Origin of the sequence: Bradyrhizobium amphicarpaeae, from assembly GCF_002266435.3 — a bacterium.
In the GTDB taxonomy this organism is placed as follows: Bacteria; Pseudomonadota; Alphaproteobacteria; order Rhizobiales; family Xanthobacteraceae; genus Bradyrhizobium; species Bradyrhizobium amphicarpaeae.
On record NZ_CP029426.2, the window covers coordinates 2,596,978 to 2,617,382 of the forward strand.

At 66.1% G+C, this 20,405-nt stretch carries 14 protein-coding genes; 7 read left to right on the forward strand and 7 right to left on the reverse strand.

The genetic code is table 11. The features are described from left to right. From CIT40_RS11930 to CIT40_RS11955, 6 genes are all read left to right on the forward strand, one after another. The gene (locus tag CIT40_RS11930) at positions 1–501 is read left to right on the forward strand and encodes a cytochrome c-type biogenesis protein (RefSeq protein ID WP_094896132.1); all 501 of its coding nucleotides are present in this window, start codon (positions 1–3) and stop codon (positions 499–501) included. A gap of 97 nt (positions 502–598) precedes the next feature. After that, the gene (locus CIT40_RS11935; RefSeq protein ID WP_094896133.1) at positions 599–1,942 is read left to right on the forward strand and encodes a methyl-accepting chemotaxis protein; all 1,344 of its coding nucleotides are present in this window, start codon (positions 599–601) and stop codon (positions 1,940–1,942) included. 221 nt (positions 1,943–2,163) lie between these two features. Beyond that, the gene (locus CIT40_RS11940; protein WP_094896315.1) at positions 2,164–3,741 is read left to right on the forward strand and encodes a Do family serine endopeptidase; all 1,578 of its coding nucleotides are present in this window, start codon (positions 2,164–2,166) and stop codon (positions 3,739–3,741) included. 285 nt (positions 3,742–4,026) lie between these two features. Next, positions 4,027–4,707 (forward strand): response regulator transcription factor, encoded by a 681-nt coding sequence (locus CIT40_RS11945; protein WP_094896316.1) that lies wholly within the window; start codon positions 4,027–4,029, stop codon positions 4,705–4,707. Then, a complete protein-coding gene (locus tag CIT40_RS11950; protein ID WP_094896134.1) occupies positions 4,691–6,151 on the forward strand; it encodes a sensor histidine kinase in 1,461 nt (486 codons plus the stop codon). The genes CIT40_RS11945 and CIT40_RS11950 overlap by 17 nt, the downstream gene beginning before the upstream one ends. Then, positions 6,148–9,132 carry a bifunctional [glutamine synthetase] adenylyltransferase/[glutamine synthetase]-adenylyl-L-tyrosine phosphorylase gene (locus CIT40_RS11955; protein WP_094896135.1) on the forward strand — a complete coding sequence of 995 codons (2,985 nt, stop codon included), beginning with the start codon at positions 6,148–6,150 and terminating at the stop codon, positions 9,130–9,132. The genes CIT40_RS11950 and CIT40_RS11955 overlap by 4 nt, the downstream gene beginning before the upstream one ends. Here the strand turns inward: CIT40_RS11955 and CIT40_RS11960 are convergent. The 5 genes from CIT40_RS11960 to CIT40_RS11980 are packed head-to-tail and all read right to left on the reverse strand — an operon-like array spanning position 9,092 to position 15,057. Continuing rightward, positions 9,092–9,322 (reverse strand): formate dehydrogenase subunit delta, encoded by a 231-nt coding sequence (locus CIT40_RS11960; RefSeq protein WP_162307457.1) that lies wholly within the window; start codon positions 9,320–9,322, stop codon positions 9,092–9,094. The genes CIT40_RS11955 and CIT40_RS11960 overlap by 41 nt on opposite strands. After that, a complete protein-coding gene (gene fdhD, locus CIT40_RS11965) occupies positions 9,312–10,139 on the reverse strand; it encodes a formate dehydrogenase accessory sulfurtransferase FdhD (protein ID WP_094896137.1) in 828 nt (275 codons plus the stop codon). Before fdhD ends, CIT40_RS11960 begins: the two co-directional genes overlap by 11 nt. A gap of 4 nt (positions 10,140–10,143) precedes the next feature. Further along, the gene (gene fdhF / locus CIT40_RS11970; protein ID WP_094896138.1) at positions 10,144–13,017 is read right to left on the reverse strand and encodes a formate dehydrogenase subunit alpha; all 2,874 of its coding nucleotides are present in this window, start codon (positions 13,015–13,017) and stop codon (positions 10,144–10,146) included. Positions 13,018–13,027: 10 nt separating this feature from the next. Next, positions 13,028–14,584, reverse strand: coding sequence for a formate dehydrogenase beta subunit (locus tag CIT40_RS11975; RefSeq protein ID WP_094896139.1), 1,557 nt, complete (start codon positions 14,582–14,584; stop codon positions 13,028–13,030). Continuing rightward, positions 14,581–15,057, reverse strand: a complete 477-nt coding sequence (locus CIT40_RS11980) for a formate dehydrogenase subunit gamma (protein ID WP_094896140.1) — start codon at positions 15,055–15,057, stop codon at positions 14,581–14,583. Before CIT40_RS11980 ends, CIT40_RS11975 begins: the two co-directional genes overlap by 4 nt. Positions 15,058–15,282: 225 nt before the next feature. On the opposite strand from CIT40_RS11980, the gene CIT40_RS11985 reads away from it, so the two are divergent. Continuing rightward, positions 15,283–16,176, forward strand: a complete 894-nt coding sequence (locus CIT40_RS11985; RefSeq protein ID WP_094896141.1) for a LysR family transcriptional regulator — start codon at positions 15,283–15,285, stop codon at positions 16,174–16,176. 216 nt (positions 16,177–16,392) lie between these two features. Here CIT40_RS11985 and CIT40_RS11990 read toward each other — a convergent pair whose 3' ends face one another. After that, positions 16,393–18,723 carry a PAS domain-containing sensor histidine kinase gene (locus CIT40_RS11990; RefSeq protein WP_094896142.1) on the reverse strand — a complete coding sequence of 777 codons (2,331 nt, stop codon included), beginning with the start codon at positions 18,721–18,723 and terminating at the stop codon, positions 16,393–16,395. A 252-nt stretch (positions 18,724–18,975) separates the two neighbouring features. Beyond that, entirely contained in the window at positions 18,976–20,349 is a 1,374-nt protein-coding gene (locus CIT40_RS11995) for a cation-efflux pump (protein ID WP_094896143.1), read from the reverse strand. Positions 20,350–20,405 lie beyond the last annotated feature (56 nt).

Genomic DNA, 20,405 nt, shown 5'->3' on the forward strand with positions numbered 1-20,405 from the left:
ATGCGCCGGATGATGGCCGCGTTCACCCTGCTGATGCTGCTGGCCTTGCCTGCGGCCCACGCCGTGCAGCCCGACGAGATCATGCCGGATCCCGCCAAGGAAGCCCGTGCGCGGGAGCTGTCGCGCGAGCTGCGCTGCATGGTCTGCCAGAACCAGTCGATCGATGATTCCGATGCGCCGCTGGCGCGCGATCTGCGACTCCTGGTGCGCGAGCGCATCGGCGCCGGCGACAGCAACGCGCAGGTGCTCGATTTCCTGGTCGCGCGCTATGGCGAGTTCGTGTTGCTGAAGCCACGCTTCGAGCGTCAAACCCTGTTGCTGTGGCTGCTCGGGCCGTTGCTGCTGATCGGCGGTGGCCTGGCGCTGTGGCTGCAAATCCGGCGCCGCTCGCGGAGCGGTGCGGATGTACCAGCCCCGCCGCTGACATCCGATGAGCAGGCGCGGCTCGCGGCTCTGATGTCGGACGAGCCCAAATCTGTAAGCGAAATGACGTCGCCCTGATCCCGTAGTGCTACCGCCGCGGCCGCGCGGTTCATGCAATTTTGACCTTTGTCTGGAAGCTTGTCGCGAGCCCCGTTTCCTGACTCTGAGTCCCCTGATGTTTGCGAACAGCAATCTGACGATCCGCTTCCTGGTCGGCGCCGTCGTCGCTGCATTATTGTTTCTGCTGGGCATCGGCGGCGGCACCGGCTTCGTCGCGGTGCTCTATCTCAACAACGAAATCACCAGCCTGTCGTCGGACTTCGCCGCGCTGAGCGGCCCCGCGCGCGATCACGCCATGCAGATCTATCATCAGGCGCAGGCCGCGTTCTCCTATTTCCTGATGGCCTGCGGCTTGATCGCCATCGTCGCCGTCGCGATCTGCCTCGCCACCTGGTTCGCCGTGCGCAACGGCATCCTCAATCCGCTGGCGGCGATCGTGCACGCCATGCGCGAGGTCGCCGACCAGAAATTCCAGACACCGGTTCCTGGGCTCGGCCGTACCAACGAGATCGGCCTGCTCGCCGGTGCGCTGGAAGTCTTCAAGACCAACGGGGTCGAGCGTCGCCGGCTCACCGAGCAGCAGTTGCAGGAATCCCAGCACCAGGCCGAACGGTCGAAATTCCTGGACGAGCGGATCAAGCGCTTCAACGATCTCGTCGCCAGCGTCGTCGACAGCGTGGCCTCATCGGCGGTGCATCTGAAGAGCAACGCCGAGACGCTGTCGCGGACGGCCAACGACACCAGCACCAAGGCCAATGCGGTCGCGAGCGCCGCGAGCCAGGCCAGCGCCAGCGTGCAGACGGTTGCAGCTTCTGCCGGGGAGATGACGAATTCGATCGGCACGATCAGCCGCCGCGTCACCGACGCGACCCAGCGCGCCGAGGGCGCGGCGTCCCAGGCGGAGAGGAGCCGCGACACCATCCACACGCTGTCGGATGCCGGCGACAAGATCGGCGAGGTCGTGCAGCTGGTGCAGGCGATCGCATCGCAGACCAATCTCCTGGCGCTGAACGCCACCATCGAGGCGGCGCGGGCCGGCGAAGCCGGTAAGGGGTTTGCGGTGGTCGCCTCCGAGGTGAAGAATCTGGCGCATCAGACCAGCAAGGCGACGGAGGAGATCACCTCCCATGTCGCCAGCATTCAGGGCATCACCGCGGAGACGCGCGGCGCGATCGACGGCATTTCCAAGACGCTGTCGGAGATCTCGTCCATCATGTCCGGCATCGAGGTCGACACCGCCCAGCAGCGCAATGCCACGCAGGAGATCACCAGCAGCGCCCAGAACGCCGCGCACGGCACCCTCGACGTCTCCAACCATATCGTCCAGATCACCTCGACCTCCGCGGAGACTGGCCGCATGGCCGCCGAAGCGCGGGATTCCGCGGTCGACCTGTCGCAGCAGGCCGCGACCTTGAAGCGAGAAGTCGACGAGTTCATCGTCAGCGTCAGGGCGAGCTGAGCGCGCAAAAAGGGCGCCTGCCACGCCGTTAGGGAACTGTGGTTAAGTTCCTGAAAGGCCACGATTTTCGTCTGCGCTAAACTGCCGCATCCGCAGCCCCCTTCATTACAAAAGTTTAACCCCGCCGCCAGCGCACGGTAAGGCGCGAGTCCCCATCTTCAGGACCGTAAGGTGCCGCCCTCAGGCACCACATGGATTTCAAGGCCCTGGAGAATCTCTGCATGTCCGACCGTATCGACCCCTCGAACCTTCCGTCCTACCGGCAGCCGCGCCGGTCGGTGTTTTCCGCGCGCAGGTTCGCGCTGATGGCCTCGGTCGTCGCCGGTCTCGGCGCGGCTGTCTATGGCTTCAGCCCGTCGACCTCGCCGGCGAACCTGTTCTCGACCCCGGCGCATGCGCAGGTCAACAACGAGGTTCGCAAGGTCGAGCGTCCGGTCGGGTTCGCCGACATCGTCGAGCGCGTGAAGCCGTCGGTGATCTCGGTGAAGGTCAACATCAAGGAGAAGACCGCGAGCAACGATGACGGCGATGACGCCCAGTCGCCGTTCCAGCCGGGCTCGCCGATGGAGCGCTTCTTCCGCCGCTTCGGCGGTCCGGACGGCTTCCCTGGCGCGAAGGGCGGCCGTGGCCGCGTCGTGCAGGGCCAGGGCTCCGGCTTCTTCATCTCGGCTGACGGGTTTGCCGTGACCAACAACCACGTGGTCGACGGCGCCGACAAGGTCGAGGTCACCACCGACGACGGCAAGACCTACAGCGCCAAGGTGATCGGCACCGACCAGCGCACCGACCTTGCGCTGATCAAGGTCGAGGGCGGCTCGAACTTCCCGTTCGCCAAGCTTGCCGACGCCAAGCCGCGGATCGGCGACTGGGTGCTCGCGGTCGGCAATCCGTTCGGCCTCGGCGGCACCGTGACCGCCGGCATCGTCTCGGCCAGCGGCCGCGACATCGGTAACGGTCCCTATGACGATTTCATCCAGATCGACGCGCCCGTGAACAAGGGCAATTCCGGCGGTCCGGCTTTCGACACCAATGGCGAAGTGATGGGCGTCAACACCGCGATCTACTCGCCCTCCGGCGGCAGCGTCGGCATCGCGTTCTCGATTCCCGCAAGCACCGTGAAGAGCGTGGTCGCCCAGCTCAAGGACAAGGGCTCCGTCAGCCGCGGCTGGATCGGCGTGCAGATCCAGCCCGTGACCTCCGACATCGCCGACAGCCTCGGCATGAAGAAGGCCGAAGGCGCGCTGGTGGCGGAGCCGCAGGCCAACGGTCCGGCCGCGAAGGCCGGCATCGAGTCCGGCGACGTGATCACCGCGGTCAACGGCGAAGCGGTCAAGGATGCCCGCGAGCTCGCCCGCACCATCGGCGGCATGGCGCCCGGCGCGACTGTGAAGCTTAACGTGCTGCACAAGGGCCAGGACAAGGTCGTGAACATGACGCTCGGCCAGCTGCCGAACACGGTCGAGGCCAAGGCCGATAACGACAATGACAGCGGCAAGGGTGCGAGCAAGGGCACCGACGTGCCCAAGCTCGGCATGACCGTTGCCCCCGCCAATTCGGTGGCCGGCGCCGGCAAGGAAGGCGTCGTGGTGACCGAAGTCGATCCGAAGAGCGCCGCGGCCGAACGCGGTTTCAAGGAAGGCGACGTGATTCTCGAAGTCGGCGGCAAGAGCGTGGCCACCGCCGGCGACGTCCGCGAGGCCATCACCGCGGCGCGGACCGACAACAAGAACAGCGTCCTGATGCGCGTGAAGAGCGGCGGCCAGTCGCGCTTCGTCGCGGTGCCCCTCGCCAAGGGCTGACAAGGGCCGAGGCTTCAGGAGGCCTACGAGATGAAGGGTGTTGCCGGCATCAGTCGCCCCCGCCGGCGGCGCCCTTCGGGGAAGCAACGCAACGTTCGCTTCCCCTGTCTACCTTCCGGTGGAATTACGCCCCCCTCCGTCGGAAGGCCTAGGGCGGTGAAGTCCCCCCAGCTTCACCGCCCGCCCTTTTTCTCGATGCCCGAGTCTCGCACTCGGCTTGCATGCGATTGCCGCTCGCGCCATGTTTAGAGAAGGTTGACCTCCTTGACCGCCGCCGAACGCACGATGCGCCTCCTCATCATTGAAGACGACCGCGAATCCGCCGATTACCTCGTGAAGGCATTTCGCGAAGTCGGACACATTGCCGACCACGCCGCCGACGGCGAGGAAGGCCTCGCCATGGCCGAAAACGGCGATTACGACGTGCTGGTGGTCGACCGCATGCTGCCCAAGCGCGACGGCCTGTCGCTGATCGGCGCGCTACGCGACCAGGGCAACACCACGCCGGTGCTGATTCTCTCCGCGCTCGGGCAGGTCGATGACCGCATCAAGGGCCTGCGCGCCGGCGGCGACGACTATCTGCCGAAACCTTATTCCTTCGCCGAACTCCTGGCCCGGGTCGAGGTGCTGTCGCGGCGCCGCGGCGGACCGGCCGAGGACACGCTCTACCGCGTCGGCGATCTCGAGCTCGACCGGCTCTCGCACCGCGTCGCCCGCGGCAAGGACGAGCTGACGCTGCAGCCGCGCGAATTCCGCCTGCTCGAATATCTGATGAAGCATGCCGGCCAGGTGGTGACGCGCACCATGCTGCTCGAGAACGTCTGGGACTATCATTTCGATCCGCAGACCAATGTGATCGACGTGCACATCTCGCGGCTGCGCTCCAAGATCGACAAGGGTTTTGAGCGGCCGCTGCTGCACACGATTCGCGGCGCGGGGTACATGATCCGTGACGGCATTCGGTAAACTCTTCCGCACCACGGCGTTCCGGCTGACGCTGGTCTATCTGCTGCTGTTCGCGATGTTCGCGGCCTCGCTGCTGGCCTATTTCGCCTGGAACACGCGGCGGTTGATCACCGAGGAAATCACCCAGACGGTCAATGCCGAGACCTCGGAGATTTCCGAGATCTACGGCCGCCGTGGCCTGCGCGGCCTCGTGCTGGCGATCGAGTATCGGGCGCTGCGGCCGGGCGCCAACCTTTATCTGGTGACCACGCCGACCGGACAGGCGATCGCCGGCAATGTCGGCTCGCTCGCGCCGGGCGTGATGGCCACGCGCGGCTGGTCGGAAACCGCCTACCGGCGCATCGAGGACGCCGACGACCGCGACCATCGTGCGCTGGTGCGTGTCACCGAACTGGAAAACGGCTTCCGGCTGCTGATCGGCCGCGACCTCGCGGAGCGGCGTCGCCTGTTCGGCATCGTTGCCAAGGCGGCGCAATGGTCGATCCTGATCGTCGTGGTGCTCGGTCTCGGCGGCGGCATCTTCGTCGCGCGCCGCGTGCTCCGGCGCATCGACGCCATGACCGGGACCGCGCAGCGCATCATGACCGGTGATCTCAGCGGGCGTCTTCCGGTGGGGCGTAGCGGTGACGAGCTCGACCGCCTCGCCGAGAACCTCAATGCCATGCTGGAGCGGATCGAGGCGCTGATGGCTGGCTTGAAGGAGGTCTCCGACAACATCGCCCACGATCTCAAGACGCCGCTGACGCGCCTGCGCAACCGCGCCGAGGAGGCGCTGGCGAAATCGGGCTGCGAAGCCGATTACCGCGCGGCGCTGGAACGCACCATCGAGGAATCCGACGGTCTGATCCGCACCTTCAACGCGCTGCTGATGATCGCGCGCGCCGAGTCCGGACAGGCGCGCGGCAACATGGATGATTTCGACGCGGCCGAGGTTGCGGGTGGCATCCACGAGCTCTATGAGCCGCTCGCCGAGGACGACGGCATGACGTTGAAGGTCAAGGCCGAGCCGACGCCGGTTCACGCCAATCGCGAATTGGTCAGCCAGGCGCTCGCCAATCTGGTCGAGAATGCGATCAAATACGGCAAGCCGGTGGCACAGACCGGCGGAACCGTGGTCAGCATGGACGCTCGCCAGATCACGATCGAAGCCAGGCGCGACGGCGACAAGGTGCTGCTCAGCGTCACCGATCGCGGCCCCGGCATCCCCGAGGGCGACCGCGCGCATGCCGTCGAACGATTCGTGAGGCTGGAAGCAAGCCGCACGCTGCCTGGCTCCGGCCTCGGTCTCAGCCTCGCCTCTGCGGTTGCGACATTGCATGGCGGTGAGTTGAAGCTGGGCGATGCCCAGCCCGGTCTCGTCGCCACGCTGGTGCTGCCCGCGCGCGCCGGGGCCGGCGACAGGGTTGCTCCGCCAATACCGGATGTGCCACAGAAGGTGGCATGAACCACTCCGCGCCGGGAAACGCGGACAAGCATGGTGAGAGCCTCGCCGCGCGCTTCGCGGAGGCTCCCCATGTTGCCGCTTCCACAACCGACGAACGACGTTTTGACAATTGGCTGGCCGAGCTCGAGCCGGCGCAATTGGCCCGTCTCGAAGCGTTGCTGGCTCATCCCTTCGCGCGGGATATCCTGACCGGCATCGCGGAATTCTCGCCTTATTTGTTCGATCTGGTGCGCACTGAGCCGCTGCGCCTGATCCGGCTGCTCGAATGCGATCCGGATACGCATCTGCCTGCGTTGATCGCGGACGCGAGGAGCGGGATACTGGCCGCGACGGACGAAGCCGAGGTGATGCGGCTGCTCCGCCGCATGAAGGCCGAGGCGGCGCTTCTCACCGCTCTGTGCGACATCGGCGGGGTCTGGCCGGTGATGCGGGTGACGGCGGCGCTGACCGATGTCGCGGTGTCCTCGGTGCAGGCGGCTCTCCAATATCTGCTGCGGCAGGAAGCCGCACGTGGCAAGCTCTCGCCCCCCAATCCCGAGGCGCCCGAAGAGGGCTGCGGGCTGATCGTGCTCGCCATGGGCAAGATGGGCGCGGGCGAGCTGAACTATTCCAGCGATATCGACCTCATCGTGTTCTTCGATCCCGATGCGACGACGCTGGCGGCGGACATCGAGCCGCAGCCGTTCTTCGTCCGGGTCACGCAGGGCATGGCGCGGATCCTGCAGCAGCGCACCTATGACGGCTATGTGTTCCGCGTCGATCTGCGCCTGCGGCCCGATCCGTCCTCGACGCAGGTGGCGATCTCCCGGGACGCCGCGCTGAACTACTATGAGCGGGAAGGGCGCACCTGGGAGCGCGCCGCGATGATCAAGGCGCGGGCCTGCGCCGGCGACGCCAGAGCGGGCGAAGCTTTGCTTGCCGAGATCGCGCCCTTCGTCTGGCGCAAGCATCTCGACTTCGCCGCGCTCGCCGACGTCCACGACATGAAGCGGCAGATGCAGACCTATCGCGGCCAGAGCGAGGTCGCGGTGGAGGGGCACAACGTCAAGGTCGGCCGCGGCGGGATCCGCGAGATCGAGTTCTTCGCCCAGACCCAGCAATTGATCGCCGGCGGCCGCCATCCCGAATTGCGGGTGCGCCCGACGCTGAAGGCGCTCGACATTCTCGCTGCCAGCAACTGGATCACTGCTACGGCGCGCAACGAGCTGACCGTTGCGTATGAATTCCTGCGCCGGGTCGAGCATCGCCTCCAGATGATCGCCGACGAGCAGACCCACGCGCTGCCCGAAGACAAGGACGCCGTCGCGCGTTTCGCGCGCTTCTTCGGCTATCCGGATCGCGAAGCCTTTGCGAGCGACCTGCTGCGACAGCTCGAGATCGTGCAGGGGCACTACGAAAAACTGTTCGAGGGCGACGATCCGACCGGCACGGCCAAGTTGCCGGCGCTCGACTACAGTGCGGGTCCCGACGATCCGCGCCTGCTCCAGCACCTCGCAACGCTCGGCTTCAAGAAGCCCGCCGCCGTCGCGCAAACCGTGCGCGGCTGGATCACGGGCGACTATCGCGTATTCCGCAATGAGGCGACGCGCAGCGCCTTCGTCGAGTTCGTTCCGGCCCTGATCGACGGCCTCGCCCATGCCGAAGAGCCCGATCGCGCCGTCGTGGCGTTCGATGATTTCCTCGGGGCGCTGCAGCGCGGCGGCCGGCTGTTCACGCTGCTCGGCCAGAACCGCGACCTCGTCGCGCTGGTGGCGCTGGTGCTGGGTGCCGCGCCGCGGCTCGGCGAGATGCTTGCGCGGCAGCCACAGCTGATGGACGGCCTGATCGATCCGCGCTTCTTCGGCGCGATGCCGGACCGGCAGGAATTGTCGGGACGGTTGGCCGCGACCGTGCAGGACGCCGGTTCTTACGAAGAGTTCCTCGACCGCCTGCGCCTGTTCGGGCAGGAGAGCCTGTTCCTGATCGGCACGCGGATCCTTTCCGGCACCGTCTCGGCGCAGCAGGCGAGCACCGCCTTCGCCGATGTCGCCGAGGGCATCGTCCACACCGTGCACGGCCTCGTCGCCGACCGCTTCGCCGCGCAGCACGGCCGGATCAGGGGACAGGAGACCGCGATCATCGCGATGGGCCGGCTCGGCAGCCGCGAGATGACGGCCTCGTCCGATCTCGACTTGATCCTGCTCTACGATTTCGATGGCGACCATCCGGACTCCGACGGGCCGAAATCGCTTCACGGCGCGCATTATTTCGCCCGCTTCACCCAGCGCCTGATCAGCGCCTTCACGACCCGCACCAATTACGGCGTGCTCTACGAGATCGACATGCGGCTGCGTCCCTCAGGGCGCGCCGGTCCCGTCGCCTCGAGCCTTGTCTCGTTCGCGGATTATCAGGCCAACGAGGCCTGGACCTGGGAGCACATGGCGCTCACGCGCGCCCGCGTGGTGTCGGCTTCGCCGGAATTCCGGATGCGGATCGAGCGCGTGATCCGCGATGTCCTGACCCGTCACCGCGATTCCGGAATCACCGCCAACGACGTCGCCGACATGCGGCGCGCGATCGCCCAGGAGAAGGGCGAGGCCGATTGCTGGGATCTCAAATACGCTGCCGGCGGCATGGTCGACATCGACTTCATCGCTCAATATCTCCAGCTCGTGCACGCGCACGATAAGCCGGAAATTCTCGACGTCAGCACGGTGCAGGTGCTCGACAACGCCGCCAGGCTCGGCGTCCTTGCGCAATCGGAGACCGAAATCTTGCGTGCGGCCGCACGGCTCTATCACGACCTCACGCAGATCCTGCGGTTGTGCGTCAGCGATCGCTTCAAGCCGGAAACCGCCGGCGCCGACCTGCAGCGCGTGATGGCGCGCGCCGGCGATGCGCCGGACTTCTCGTCGCTGGAAGCGCGCGTGAAGGAGACGCAGGGCGAGGTGCGGCGCGTGTTCAGGGCGCTGCTGGAAGGGACGCCGCCTTCAACGAGGTGAGCGCCTCGCGCACGTCCGGCTCGAGCCCCGCGCCGCCGGCGTCGAGATGGGCGAAAATTGCGCGCTTCATCCGGGGATCCCAGAACTTCTTGATGTGTTCGGCAATTCCCGGCACGGCCTTGCCGTGGCCCTGGCTGCGGAAGAACGTGCCGATCTGGTTGGCCATGTAGATCAGACGGTCAGGCGACATCGGCAACCTCCGTGGCATGGCGGGCGGCGATCCGGCCACCATGCGTAAATATCTCGAATCCGTCCTGCCGGGCGATCGCGATCAGCGTGATGCCGGCGGCTTCCGCCGTACGCACCGCAAGCGCGGTCGGTGCGGACACCGCGACCATCACCGGTGCGCCGATCGCGGCCGCCTTCTGCACCATCTCGACCGAAACGCGGCTCGTCAGCAGCACCATGCCGCCGCGCGTATCGGTGCGGCCGCGCGCCAGCGCGCCGGCGAGCTTGTCCAGCGCATTGTGGCGGCCGACATCCTCGCGCAGCGCGACGATGTGGCCGGCTGGGGACCAGAACGCGGCGGCGTGAACCGCGCGGGTCTGCAGATTGATCGATTGCAGCGGCGCGATCGCCTGCATCGCCGCCATGATGTCTTGCGGTGTGAAGGTCTGGCCGCGCGGCACGACCGCTGCGGGCCGTACGGCCTCGGCAATGGACTCGATACCGCAGATGCCGCAGCCGGTGGGTCCCGCGACGTGGCGGCGGCGCTCGCTGATGCGCGCGGCATCTTCCGTCGTCAACCACATCCTGAGCTCGATGCCGTCGTCGAGGCGAACGACGTCGAGCGACTTGATGTCGTCGACCGACTTGATGATGCCTTCGTCCAGACTGAATCCGACGGCAAAATCTTCCAGGTTCTGCGGCGTCCCCATCATGACGGCATAGGTGCCGCCATTGTAAGTCAGCGCCAGCGGCGTCTCCTCCGGGATCAGCCGCACGCCCTCCGACGCGACGCCGTCGCGCCAGGTTTCTCGGTCGATGGCCTGGACCGGCACATGCATGCGGCTACTCCGCGGCCTCGGCCGGCGCGATGCGGCGGGACTGCCGCGCCTGCGCGTCGTAAGCCTTCTGCCAGTCGGACGGACCGTTCGACGGCGAGATCTGCACCGCCGTCACCTTGTATTCGGGGCAGTTGGTGGCCCAGTCCGAATAGTCTGTCGTGATGACGTTGGCCTGTGTGTCCGGGTGGTGGAACGTGGTGTAGACGACGCCCGGCGACACGCGGTCGGTGATCTCCGCGCGCAGCGTGGTCTCGCCGGCGCGGCTCTGCAGCCGCACCCAGTCGCCGTCGCGCACGCCGCGCAGCTCGGCGTCGTGCGGATGGATTTCCAGCCGATCCTCGGCATGCCAGACCACGTTCTCGGTGCGCCGCGTCTGCGCGCCGACATTGTACTGGCTTAGGATGCGGCCGGTGGTGAGCAGCAGCGGGAAGCGGGGGCCGGTTCGCTCGTCGGTCGCGACATATTCGGTGACGATGAACTTGCCCTTGCCGCGGACGAAGCCGCCGATATGCATCACCGGCGTGCCCTCCGGCGCCTTCTCGTTGCAGGGCCACTGCACCGAGCCGAGTTCGTCGAGCTTGGCGTAGGAAACGCCCGTGAAGGTCGGCGTCAGCGCCGCGATCTCGTCCATGATCTCGGAAGGGTGGCTGTAGTCCATCTCGAAGCCCATCGCCTTAGCGAGCGCAATAGTGACCTCCCAATCGGCCATGCCGTTCTTCGGCGTCATCACCTTGCGGACGCGCTGGATACGTCGCTCGGCGTTGGTGAAGGTGCCGTCCTTTTCGAGGAAGCTCGAGCCGGGCAGGAAGACGTGGGCGTAGTTCGCGGTCTCGTTCAGGAAGAGGTCGTGGACGATGACACATTCCATCGCCGACAGCGCTGCCACCACATGCTTGGTGTTGGGATCGGACTGAAGGATGTCCTCGCCCTGCACATAGATGCCCATGAACGTGCCTTCGATCGCGGCATCGAACATATTGGGAATGCGCAAGCCCGGCTCGGGGTTGAGCTTGACGTTCCAGAGTGCCTCGAATTGGTCACGCACGGCTTCGCCCGAGATATGGCGGTAGCCTGGCAGCTCGTGGGGGAACGAGCCCATGTCGCAGGAACCCTGCACGTTGTTCTGGCCGCGCAGCGGGTTCACGCCGACGCCGGAGCGGCCGATGTTCCCAGTCACCATCGCGAGGTTGGCGATCGCGATCACTGTGGTCGAGCCCTGGCTGTGCTCGGTGACGCCGAGGCCGTAATAGATCGCGCCGTTACCGCCGGTAGCATAGGCGCGGGCGGCTTCCCGTAACACCTTCGGATCGACGCCGGTGAGGATCGCGGTGGCTTCCGGGCTGTGCTTGGGCTGGGCGACGAAGGCGGCCCATTCCTCGAACTCGCTCCAGTCGCAGCGCTCGCGAATGAAGGCTTCATTGGCAAGGCCCTCTGTGACGATGACATGCGCCAGCGCGGTGACGACGGCGACGTTGGTACCGGGCATCAGGGGCAGATGCAGCGCCTTCACATGCGGCGATTCCACCATCTCGGTGCGGCGTGGATCGACCACGATCAGTTTTGCGCCCTGGCGCAGCCGCTTCTTCAGGCGCGAGGCGAACACAGGGTGCGCCGCGGCAGGGTTGGCGCCGATGATCACGACCACGTCGGTGTCCTCGACCGAGTCGAAGTCCTGCGTGCCCGCCGAGGTGCCGAAGGTCTGCGACAGGCCATAGCCTGTCGGCGAATGGCAGACGCGGGCACAGGTGTCGACATTGTTGTTGCCGAAGCCGCCACGGATCAGCTTCTGCACCAGATAGGTCTCTTCGTTGGTGCAGCGGGATGAAGTAATGCCGCCGATGGCATCACGCCCGTACTTCGCCTGGATGCCGCGCATCCTGGTGGCGGCAAACGAGAACGCCTCGTCCCACGACACCTCGCGCCAGGGATCCTCGATGCGCTCGCGGATCATCGGATTGAGGATGCGCTCCTTGTGGTTGGTGTAGCCCCAGGCGAAACGGCCCTTGACGCAGGAGTGGCCGCGATTGGCCTTGCCGTCCTTGTAAGGCACCATGCGCACGACTTCCTCGCCGCGCATCTCGGCCTTGAAAGCGCAGCCGACGCCGCAATAGGCGCAGGTGGTGACGACGGAGTGCTCGGGCTGGCCGATCTCGATCACAGACTTTTCGGTCAGTGTCGCGGTCGGGCAGGCCTGCACGCAGGCGCCGCAGGAGACGCATTCGGAGCCGAGAAAGCTCTCGCTCATGCCGGGCGAAACACGGCTGTCGAAGCCGCGGCCGGAGATCGTCAGCGCGAAGGTGCCTTGCACCTCCTCGCATGCGCGGACGCAGCGCGAGCAGACGATGCACTTGGAGGGATCGTAAGTGAAGTAGGGGTTGGACTCGTCCTTCGGCATCCAATTGTCGTTGGAGCAGCCGTCCGATTTGGCGAAGACGTGGTTCTCGCCCTCATAGCCGTAGCGGACGTCGCGCAGGCCGACTGCACCCGCCATGTCCTGCAGCTCGCAGTCGCCGTTGGCGCCGCAGGTGAGGCAGTCGAGCGGATGGTCGGAGATGTAGAGCTCCATCACGCCCTTGCGGAGCTTCTTCAGCCGCTCGGTCTGAGTGCGCACGACGAGGCCGTTCATCACCGGCGTGGTGCAGGACGCCGGCGTGCCGGCGCGGCCCTCGATCTCGACCAGGCAGAGCCGGCAGGAGCCGAACGCATCGACCATGTCGGTCGCGCACAGCTTCGGGATCTGGTGGCCCGCGTCCATCGCGGCCCGCATGATCGAGGTGCCCTCGGGCACCGTGACTTGATTGCCGTCGATGGTCAGCGTCACCATCGTTTCCGATTTCGAACGCGGTGTGCCGAAGTCGATCTCTTCGATCAGAGACATTGTCGTTCTCCTATTCCGCGGCCTGAAGCGTGGTCGGTGCCGGGATGAAATCCTCCCGGAAGTGCTTCAATGCGCTCAGTACAGGGTAGGGTGTGAAGCCTCCGAGCGCGCAGAGCGAACCGAATTTCATGGTGTTGCAGAGGTCTTCCACCAGCGCGAGGTTTTCGGCCACGCGTTCGCCGTTGATGATTTTCTCGATGGTCTCGACGCCGCGGGTCGAGCCGATCCGGCAGGGCGTGCATTTGCCGCAGGATTCGATCGCGCAGAACTCCATGGCGAAACGCGCCTGCCTGCGCATGTCGACGCTGTCGTCGAACACGACGATGCCGCCATGGCCGATCAGGCCGTCGCGCGCGGCGAAGGCCTCGTAGTCGAACGGCGTGTCGAACAGCGCGCGGGGGAAATAGGCGCCGAGCGGGCCGCCGACCTGCACGGCGCGAACCGGGCGGCCCGTCAGCGTGCCGCCGCCGATGTCGTCGACGAGCTCTCCGAGCGTCACGCCGAAGGCGGTCTCGAACAGGCCACCCTGGCGGATGTTGCCGGCGAGCTGGATCGGCATCGTGCCGCGCGACCGGCCCATGCCGAAATCAGCATAGGCCTTGGCACCCTCGGCGAGGATGAAGGGGACGGCGGCGAAGGACAGCACGTTGTTGATGACGGTCGGCTTGCCGAACAGGCCGTGATGTGCGGGCAGCGGCGGTTTGGCGCGCACGATGCCGCGACGGCCTTCGAGGCTTTCCAGCAGCGAGGTCTCTTCGCCGCAGACATAGGCGCCGGCGCCGACGCGGACTTCGAGATTGAAGCTGTACGTGGACCCGCCGATCTTGTCGCCGAGATAGCCGCCGCGCTTCGCAGCCTGGATCGCGGCATTCATCGCCTGGACCGCATGCGGATATTCACTGCGGATGTAGATGTAGCCCTTGGTCGCGCCGACGGTGAGGCCGGCGATGGTCATGCCCTCGATCACCAGGAAGGGATCGCCTTCCATGATCATGCGGTCGGCGAAGGTGCCGCTGTCGCCCTCGTCGGCGTTGCAGACGATGAACTTGCGATCGGCCTTTGCCTGAGCAACTGTCTTCCACTTGATGCCGGTCGGGAAGCCGGCGCCGCCGCGGCCGCGCAAGCCCGACGCCGTGACTTCGTCGAGGATCGCGTCCGTGCCGAGCGACAGCGCGCGCTCCAGCCCCTTGTAGCCGCCATGGGCGCGGTAGTCGTCGAGCGAGCGCGGGTCGATCACGCCGCAGCGCGCGAAGGTGAGGCGGGTCTGGCGCTTCAGCCAGGGGATCTCGTCGGTTGCCCCCAGCCGCAACAGATGCGGCGTGTTGTTCGAGAGCGCGTCGAGCAGGGACGGCACGTCGGCCTCGGTGACAGGGCCGAACGCGATCCGGCCCTGCGGTGTCGCCACCTCGACCAGCGGTTCCAGCCAGTACATGCCGCGCGAGCCGGTCCGGACGATCTCGATCGCCACGCCGCGCTTGGCTGCGGCCTGCTCCAGCGCCAGAGCAACTTCGTCGGCGCCGACCGCGATTGCACCGGCGTCACGTGAGACGAACAGACGCATGCTCATCGCTGTGCCTCCACGATCAACGCATCGAGGCGCTTCTGATCGAGCCGGCCGATCAGGCGGTCGTCGAGCATCGCGGACGGTGCGGTCGCGCACAGGCCGAGGCAGTAGATCGGCTCCAGCGTGACGCGTTCGTCGGCCGTGGTGTTGCCGAGCGACACGCCGAGCTTTGCTTCGGCGCGCGCAGCCAGTGCATCGCCGCCCGCAGCCTGGCAGGCCTCCGCGCGGCAGAGCTTCAGCACGTGGCGGCCGGCCGGCTTGTGGCGGAAATCATGATAGAACGTGAAGACGCCGTGAACTTCGGCGCGTGACAGGTTGAGCGCTTGCGCCACCATGGGAATGGCCGCCTCCGGCACATAGCCGAGCGCCTGCTGAAGCGCGTGCAAGATGACCAGCGTCGCGCCCTCTTGGTTGGCATGTTCGGCGATGATCTCGGCGCCGCGCGTCTCATCCCAAGGTTCGTAACTCGCTGTCATTCTTCGTTCTCAAGTTGAGCGTTTCCTCGGTCCAAACTAGTTGGAATCGTTCGAAGATCAATAAAGCCGTCCCGTGCTGCGATTGCGAATTCCAATCGATTTGCAAATGCAATCGCTCAATACGAATTTATGATGATTGCTGGACCGGCTGCCGGTTTTTGCGTGTTGGTGCAGGCCCCGGCATGCTAGCTTGCATGCCAGGATGGAATCCGAGAGGACGAGCGGTTGATCGACAAGCTTGAACTATTGCTGGCGCTGGCAAAGGAGCGGCATTTCGGACGCGCGGCGGAGGTCTGCGGCGTGACGCAACCGACGATGTCGACCGGGCTCAAGCAGCTCGAGGAGATCCTCGGTGTGATGCTGGTCCAACGCGGCTCCCGTTTCCAGGGGTTCACCCCCGAAGGCGAGCGGGCGCTCGACTGGGCGCGGCGAATCGTGGGCGATGCCCGCGCGATGCGCGACGAGATCAACGGGCTGAAGCATCAGCTCTCCGGCGAGATCCGCATCGCGGCGATCCCAACCGTGCTCGGCATGGTGGCCTCGTTGACCACGCCGTTCCGCGCCCGGCATCCCGAGGTGCGTTTCAAAATTCGGTCAACGACCTCGTCGGAGGTGCTGGGGCTGCTGGAAAATCTCGAGGTGGATGCGGGACTGACCTATATCGAGAACGAGCCGATCGGCAAGGTGCGCACCATTCCGCTCTACAACGAGAGCTATCGCCTGCTGACAGCGCCGGATGCGATGTTCGGCGACCGCGAGACGGTGACATGGAAGGAGGTCGGGCAGGTGCCGCTGTGCCTGCTGACGCCGGACATGCAGAACCGCCGCATCATCGATCGCGCCTTGCGCTCCGTCGGCGCGGAGGCGACGCCGACACTGACCTCGAACTCCCTGCTGGTGCTGTTCACGCATGTGAAGACGGGGCGGTGGGCGAGCGTGATGCCGGCCAAGCTTGCCGAGACGCTCGGCCTGTCCGACACGGTGCGCTCGATCCCGATCACCGATCCCGACGTCAATTACAGCATCGGCATGGTGATCCCGCAGCGCGATCCGATGACGCCGCTGATCGCCGCGCTGGTCAATGTCGCGCGCGAAGTCGCGCCGTCGCTGCAATTGTAAAGCGGAATGGGGTTGAGTTGAATCAAGCGGCCGCGCGCTCGGTGCACCTCTCCCGCTTGCGGGAGAGGTCGGCGCAAAGCGCCGGGTGAGGGCTCTCTCCTCTTGGGGACTATCGATTGTGGAGATACCCTCTCCCCAACCCTCCCCCGCAAGCGGGGGAGGGAGCGCATCTCCCTTGCTGCAGCAGCACCTGATCTCATCATGCTTTAGCGGCGGTCACGCCGCAGCCGACACGCCCGACGCCGCCTTGATCGCATCGCGCGGCAGGGTCACGCGCACGACGGTGCCGACTTCGAGCTTGGAGCGTAGTCGCATCGAGCCGCCGTGGAGCTGGGCCAGCGAGCGGGCGATCGCAAGGCCGAGGCCCGAGCCGTGATAGGTCTTGGTGAGCTGGCTCTCCACCTGCTCGAACGGGCGGCCGAGCCGTGCCAGCGAATGCGGCGCGATGCCGATGCCGGTGTCGGCGATCATCAGCACGATCCGGTCGTCGAGCTGCCGGCTGCGCACGACGATGCGTCCGCCGTCGGGCGTGAATTTCACCGCGTTGGAGAGCAGGTTGACGATGATCTGCTTGGTGGCGCGGCGGTCGGCGACCACCGAGATCGACGTCTCGATGTCGGCATCCAGGGTGAGGTTCTTGTCCTGCGCCCGCCCGGTGACGACGCGCAGCGACTCCGCCAGCGTCTGCGACAGATCGAGCTCCTCCATATCGAACTTCATGCGGCCGGCCTCGATCTTGGACATGTCGAGGATGTCGTTGATGACCTCGAGCAGGTAGTGGCCGCTGGTCAGGATGTCGTGGCAGTACTCCTGGTACTTCTCGCTGCCGAGCTCGCCGAACATGCCCGAGCCCATGATCTCCGAGAAGCCGATGATCGCATTCAACGGCGTGCGCAGCTCGTGGCTCATATTGGCGAGGAACTTCGACTTGGTCTGGTTGGCTTCCTCGGCGCGGGTCTTCTCGCGCTGGTATTTCTCGGCGAGGTCGGCGAGTTCGACGGTCTGGCGCTCCAGCGCTGCCTGCGAGCGCTTCAGGTCGATGACGGTGGCACGCAGGCGCAGATCGTTGTCGACCAGCTTCTGCTCGTGCTCCTTGATCCGGGTGATGTCGGTGCCGACCGAGACGTAGCCGCCGTCCTTGGTGCGGCGTTCACTGATGTGCAGCCAGTTGCCGTCGTCGAGCTGGGCTTCGAAGGTCCGGGCGCCGGGGCCCTGGGCAGCGGTCTCGTTGTGGCGGGTGCGCACCTCCGGCATGCGCCCGACCTCGAGCACGGTCTCGTAGGAGGTGCCGGGGATCACGGCGCTGTCGGGCAGCTTGTGCAGGCGCTGGAAGTGCGAGTTGCAGAGCACGAGGCGGTCGCTGGCGTCCCACAGCACGAAGGCTTCCGGAATCGTCTCGATCGCGTCACGCAAACGAAGATCGGCTTCCACGGTCCTTTCGGCCAGGCTCTTCTGCTCGGTGATGTCGACGGCGATGCCGATCAGGTGCACGCTGGAATCGGTCGCCCCGCGCGTCTTCTCGCAGCGGACGCGAAGCCAGATCCAGTGGCCGTCGACGTGCTGCATGCGGAAGGTCTGGTCGATGTGGTCGATCTTCTCGGAGATGAGCTGGTCGGCGATCGCGAACAGGTCGATGTCGTCGGACTTCACCAGCGCGTTGACCTCGCCGAAGGTGAGGAGCTCGTTGCGGCCGTCGAGGCCCAGCATCGAGAACATCGATTGCGACCAGAAGATCCGGCCGCGCGACAGGTCCCAGTCCCACAGCCCGCAGCGGCCGCGGTTGAGGGCGGTGTCGATCCGGCCGCGGACTGCGTCGTTGATGAGGTCGCCTTCGCGGGCGCGGGTGGATTGCCAGTGGAAGGCGAAGCCCAGGATCAGGACGACGAATCCCGTTGTCGCCGACAGCGTCACCGAGAGCGCGGCGTCCGAGCCCCAGATCGGCTCGTTGCGCTCCTGGATCACGGTGACGAAGCCGGGCAGCGACTTGATCTGCCGTGAGGTCGCCATCGCGGCGTTGCCGCTCGGCAGCGTCATGTCGGAGACGTTGCCGTCGCGCGTCGGCGCCGCGAGCAATTGTGCCGTCGTGATGGCGTCGAGCAGGCGGTCGTTGCCGGAAGGGCTGCTGTCGACCGGGATGCGGGCGAGGACGCGGCGGTCGATGCCGGCCGAGGTGACGATGACGTGGCGGCCCGTGGCTGTGCCCCAGGACGGGATCATCTCCGGCAACAGTGCCGGCAGGCTCTCGATGTTATGGAGCCGCTCCTGTCGTCCGGAAGTGAGGCGGTCGATGCGTTCGGCGAGCAGATCGGCGAGCGCCGAGATGTCGTGCCGGATCACGAGCCGCTTCTGGCGCGTCTGGTCGACGACCTGCACGAACGCGCCGAGGCAGATCGTGATCAGGAAGGCGATGATGAGCGTCGGCACGGCGCGACGAAGCGCCGGCTCTGCAACCAAGAGCCGATGATAGGCAGGTTTCGCGATCGATTGCGCCAATCCCTTGATCGAATCGGATTGGACGCACGCGTTCGCGGCGTCTGCACGCGACATGCCTTCGGCCCCCTAAAGCCTGCTTGCAACTGAAGTTCGGAGGCAGCCCCACATCGCTTCCGAATCACAGCGATTTGAATCCAGTTTTCGCAGGGTGTCGAGAGTCAATGAATCGTTAACGCGAAATTATTCTTATCCAGCGCGCAGTTTGCGCAACGCGAGTCCGCAAACACACGCGTGCGAGGAGTCCGAAACGGGAACGTGTGACTCGTCGCACGTTCTTCGTCTTTTTGCTTCGTCTCATTTGCCTCGTCACGCGCGCGGCGGTTCGGCGTGGCTGATCACGCGCTTCACGCTGGGGAACGCGCGCCGCAGCGCACGCTCGATGGCATCGACATGCTCGTGCACCTTGATCACGCTCATCGACGGCGCGGCGCGGCAGTGGAAGTTGACGATCTCGCCGGCGTCGGTGTTGCGGACGCGCACATTATGGATGTCGTGGATCTCGCCGCCGGCGGCATATTCGGTCAGTGCGTCGGCGATGGTCCGCACCCTCTCGGGCGTGGCGTCGACCCCGAACGGAAGTTCCGGTTCCAACGGCTCGATATGGACGTCGACCTCACCGTCCTCGCCGAACTCCTCCTTGATCTTGCGCTCGAGCGTGTTGGCCACATCGTGGGCGGAGTCGAGCCGCATTCCGGCGTCGACCTCGAGATCGATGCTGACGATCAGCTTGCCACCGAGATCGTGCACCGTGACGTGGTGGACGGCGAGGCCCGAATTGTGCGCGATCACCATGATGCGGTCGCGCACGGTCTCGTTGTCGCGCGCCACGGGGACGGCGGTGAAGGAGAGGTCGGCATCGCCGAACGCCTTGTCGACGGCGGCATGCGCCTTGCGCTTGATCTCCTCGACCCGGTCGATCGGGTAGGTCCGCGGCACCTTGGCGATGGTGTCGATGAACGTCGTCGCCCCGACCATGCGCACCCGCAACCGCTCGACGTCGATCACGCCGGGCACGCTGAGGATCGCGGCCGTCGCCTTCTCCTGCGCGCCCTCCGGCGCACGGTCAACCAGCGTCTGCACGGTCGAGCCGGCCATGCGCAGGCCGAGCGCTGCGATCATCACGGCGACCGCCGCGGCCGCCGCGGCATCGCCCCACCAGAAGCCGAGGGCGGCGAGGATCAGGCCGATGATCACGGCGAACGAGCCCATCACGTCGGAGGCGAAATGCAGCGCGTCGGCGGCGAGCGCCTGGCTCCTGGTCTCGCGCGCGGCGCGGTGCAGGGCGCGGGCGCGCCAGAGATTGACGACGATGTCGATCACCAGCACCACGAAGGGCACTGCCGAGATGGTCGGCGGCGGGGTTCCCTCGCGCAGCCGGCTGTAGGACTCGACCAGGATGCCGCCGGCGAGCACGTAGAGCAGGGCTGTGACGCCCAGTGCCGAGACGCTCTCCAGCTTGCCATGGCCGTAATGGTGCTCCTCGTCCGCCGGCTTGTCCGACACCCGCACCACCGCCCAGGTGATGATGGTCGCGACCAGGTCGACCGAGGAGTGCAGCGCCTCGGAGATCAGGGCGAGCGAGCCGATCGCGATGCCGACCGCGAACTTGGCCGCCGCCATGCCGCCGCTGGCGAAGATCGAGATCGCGGCGACCGAGGTTTTGTTGTGCTGGGAGGTCATGGCGGGGATTTAGCAGCATAGGACGGGACATCAAGTGATGATCCACGGACGTAGTC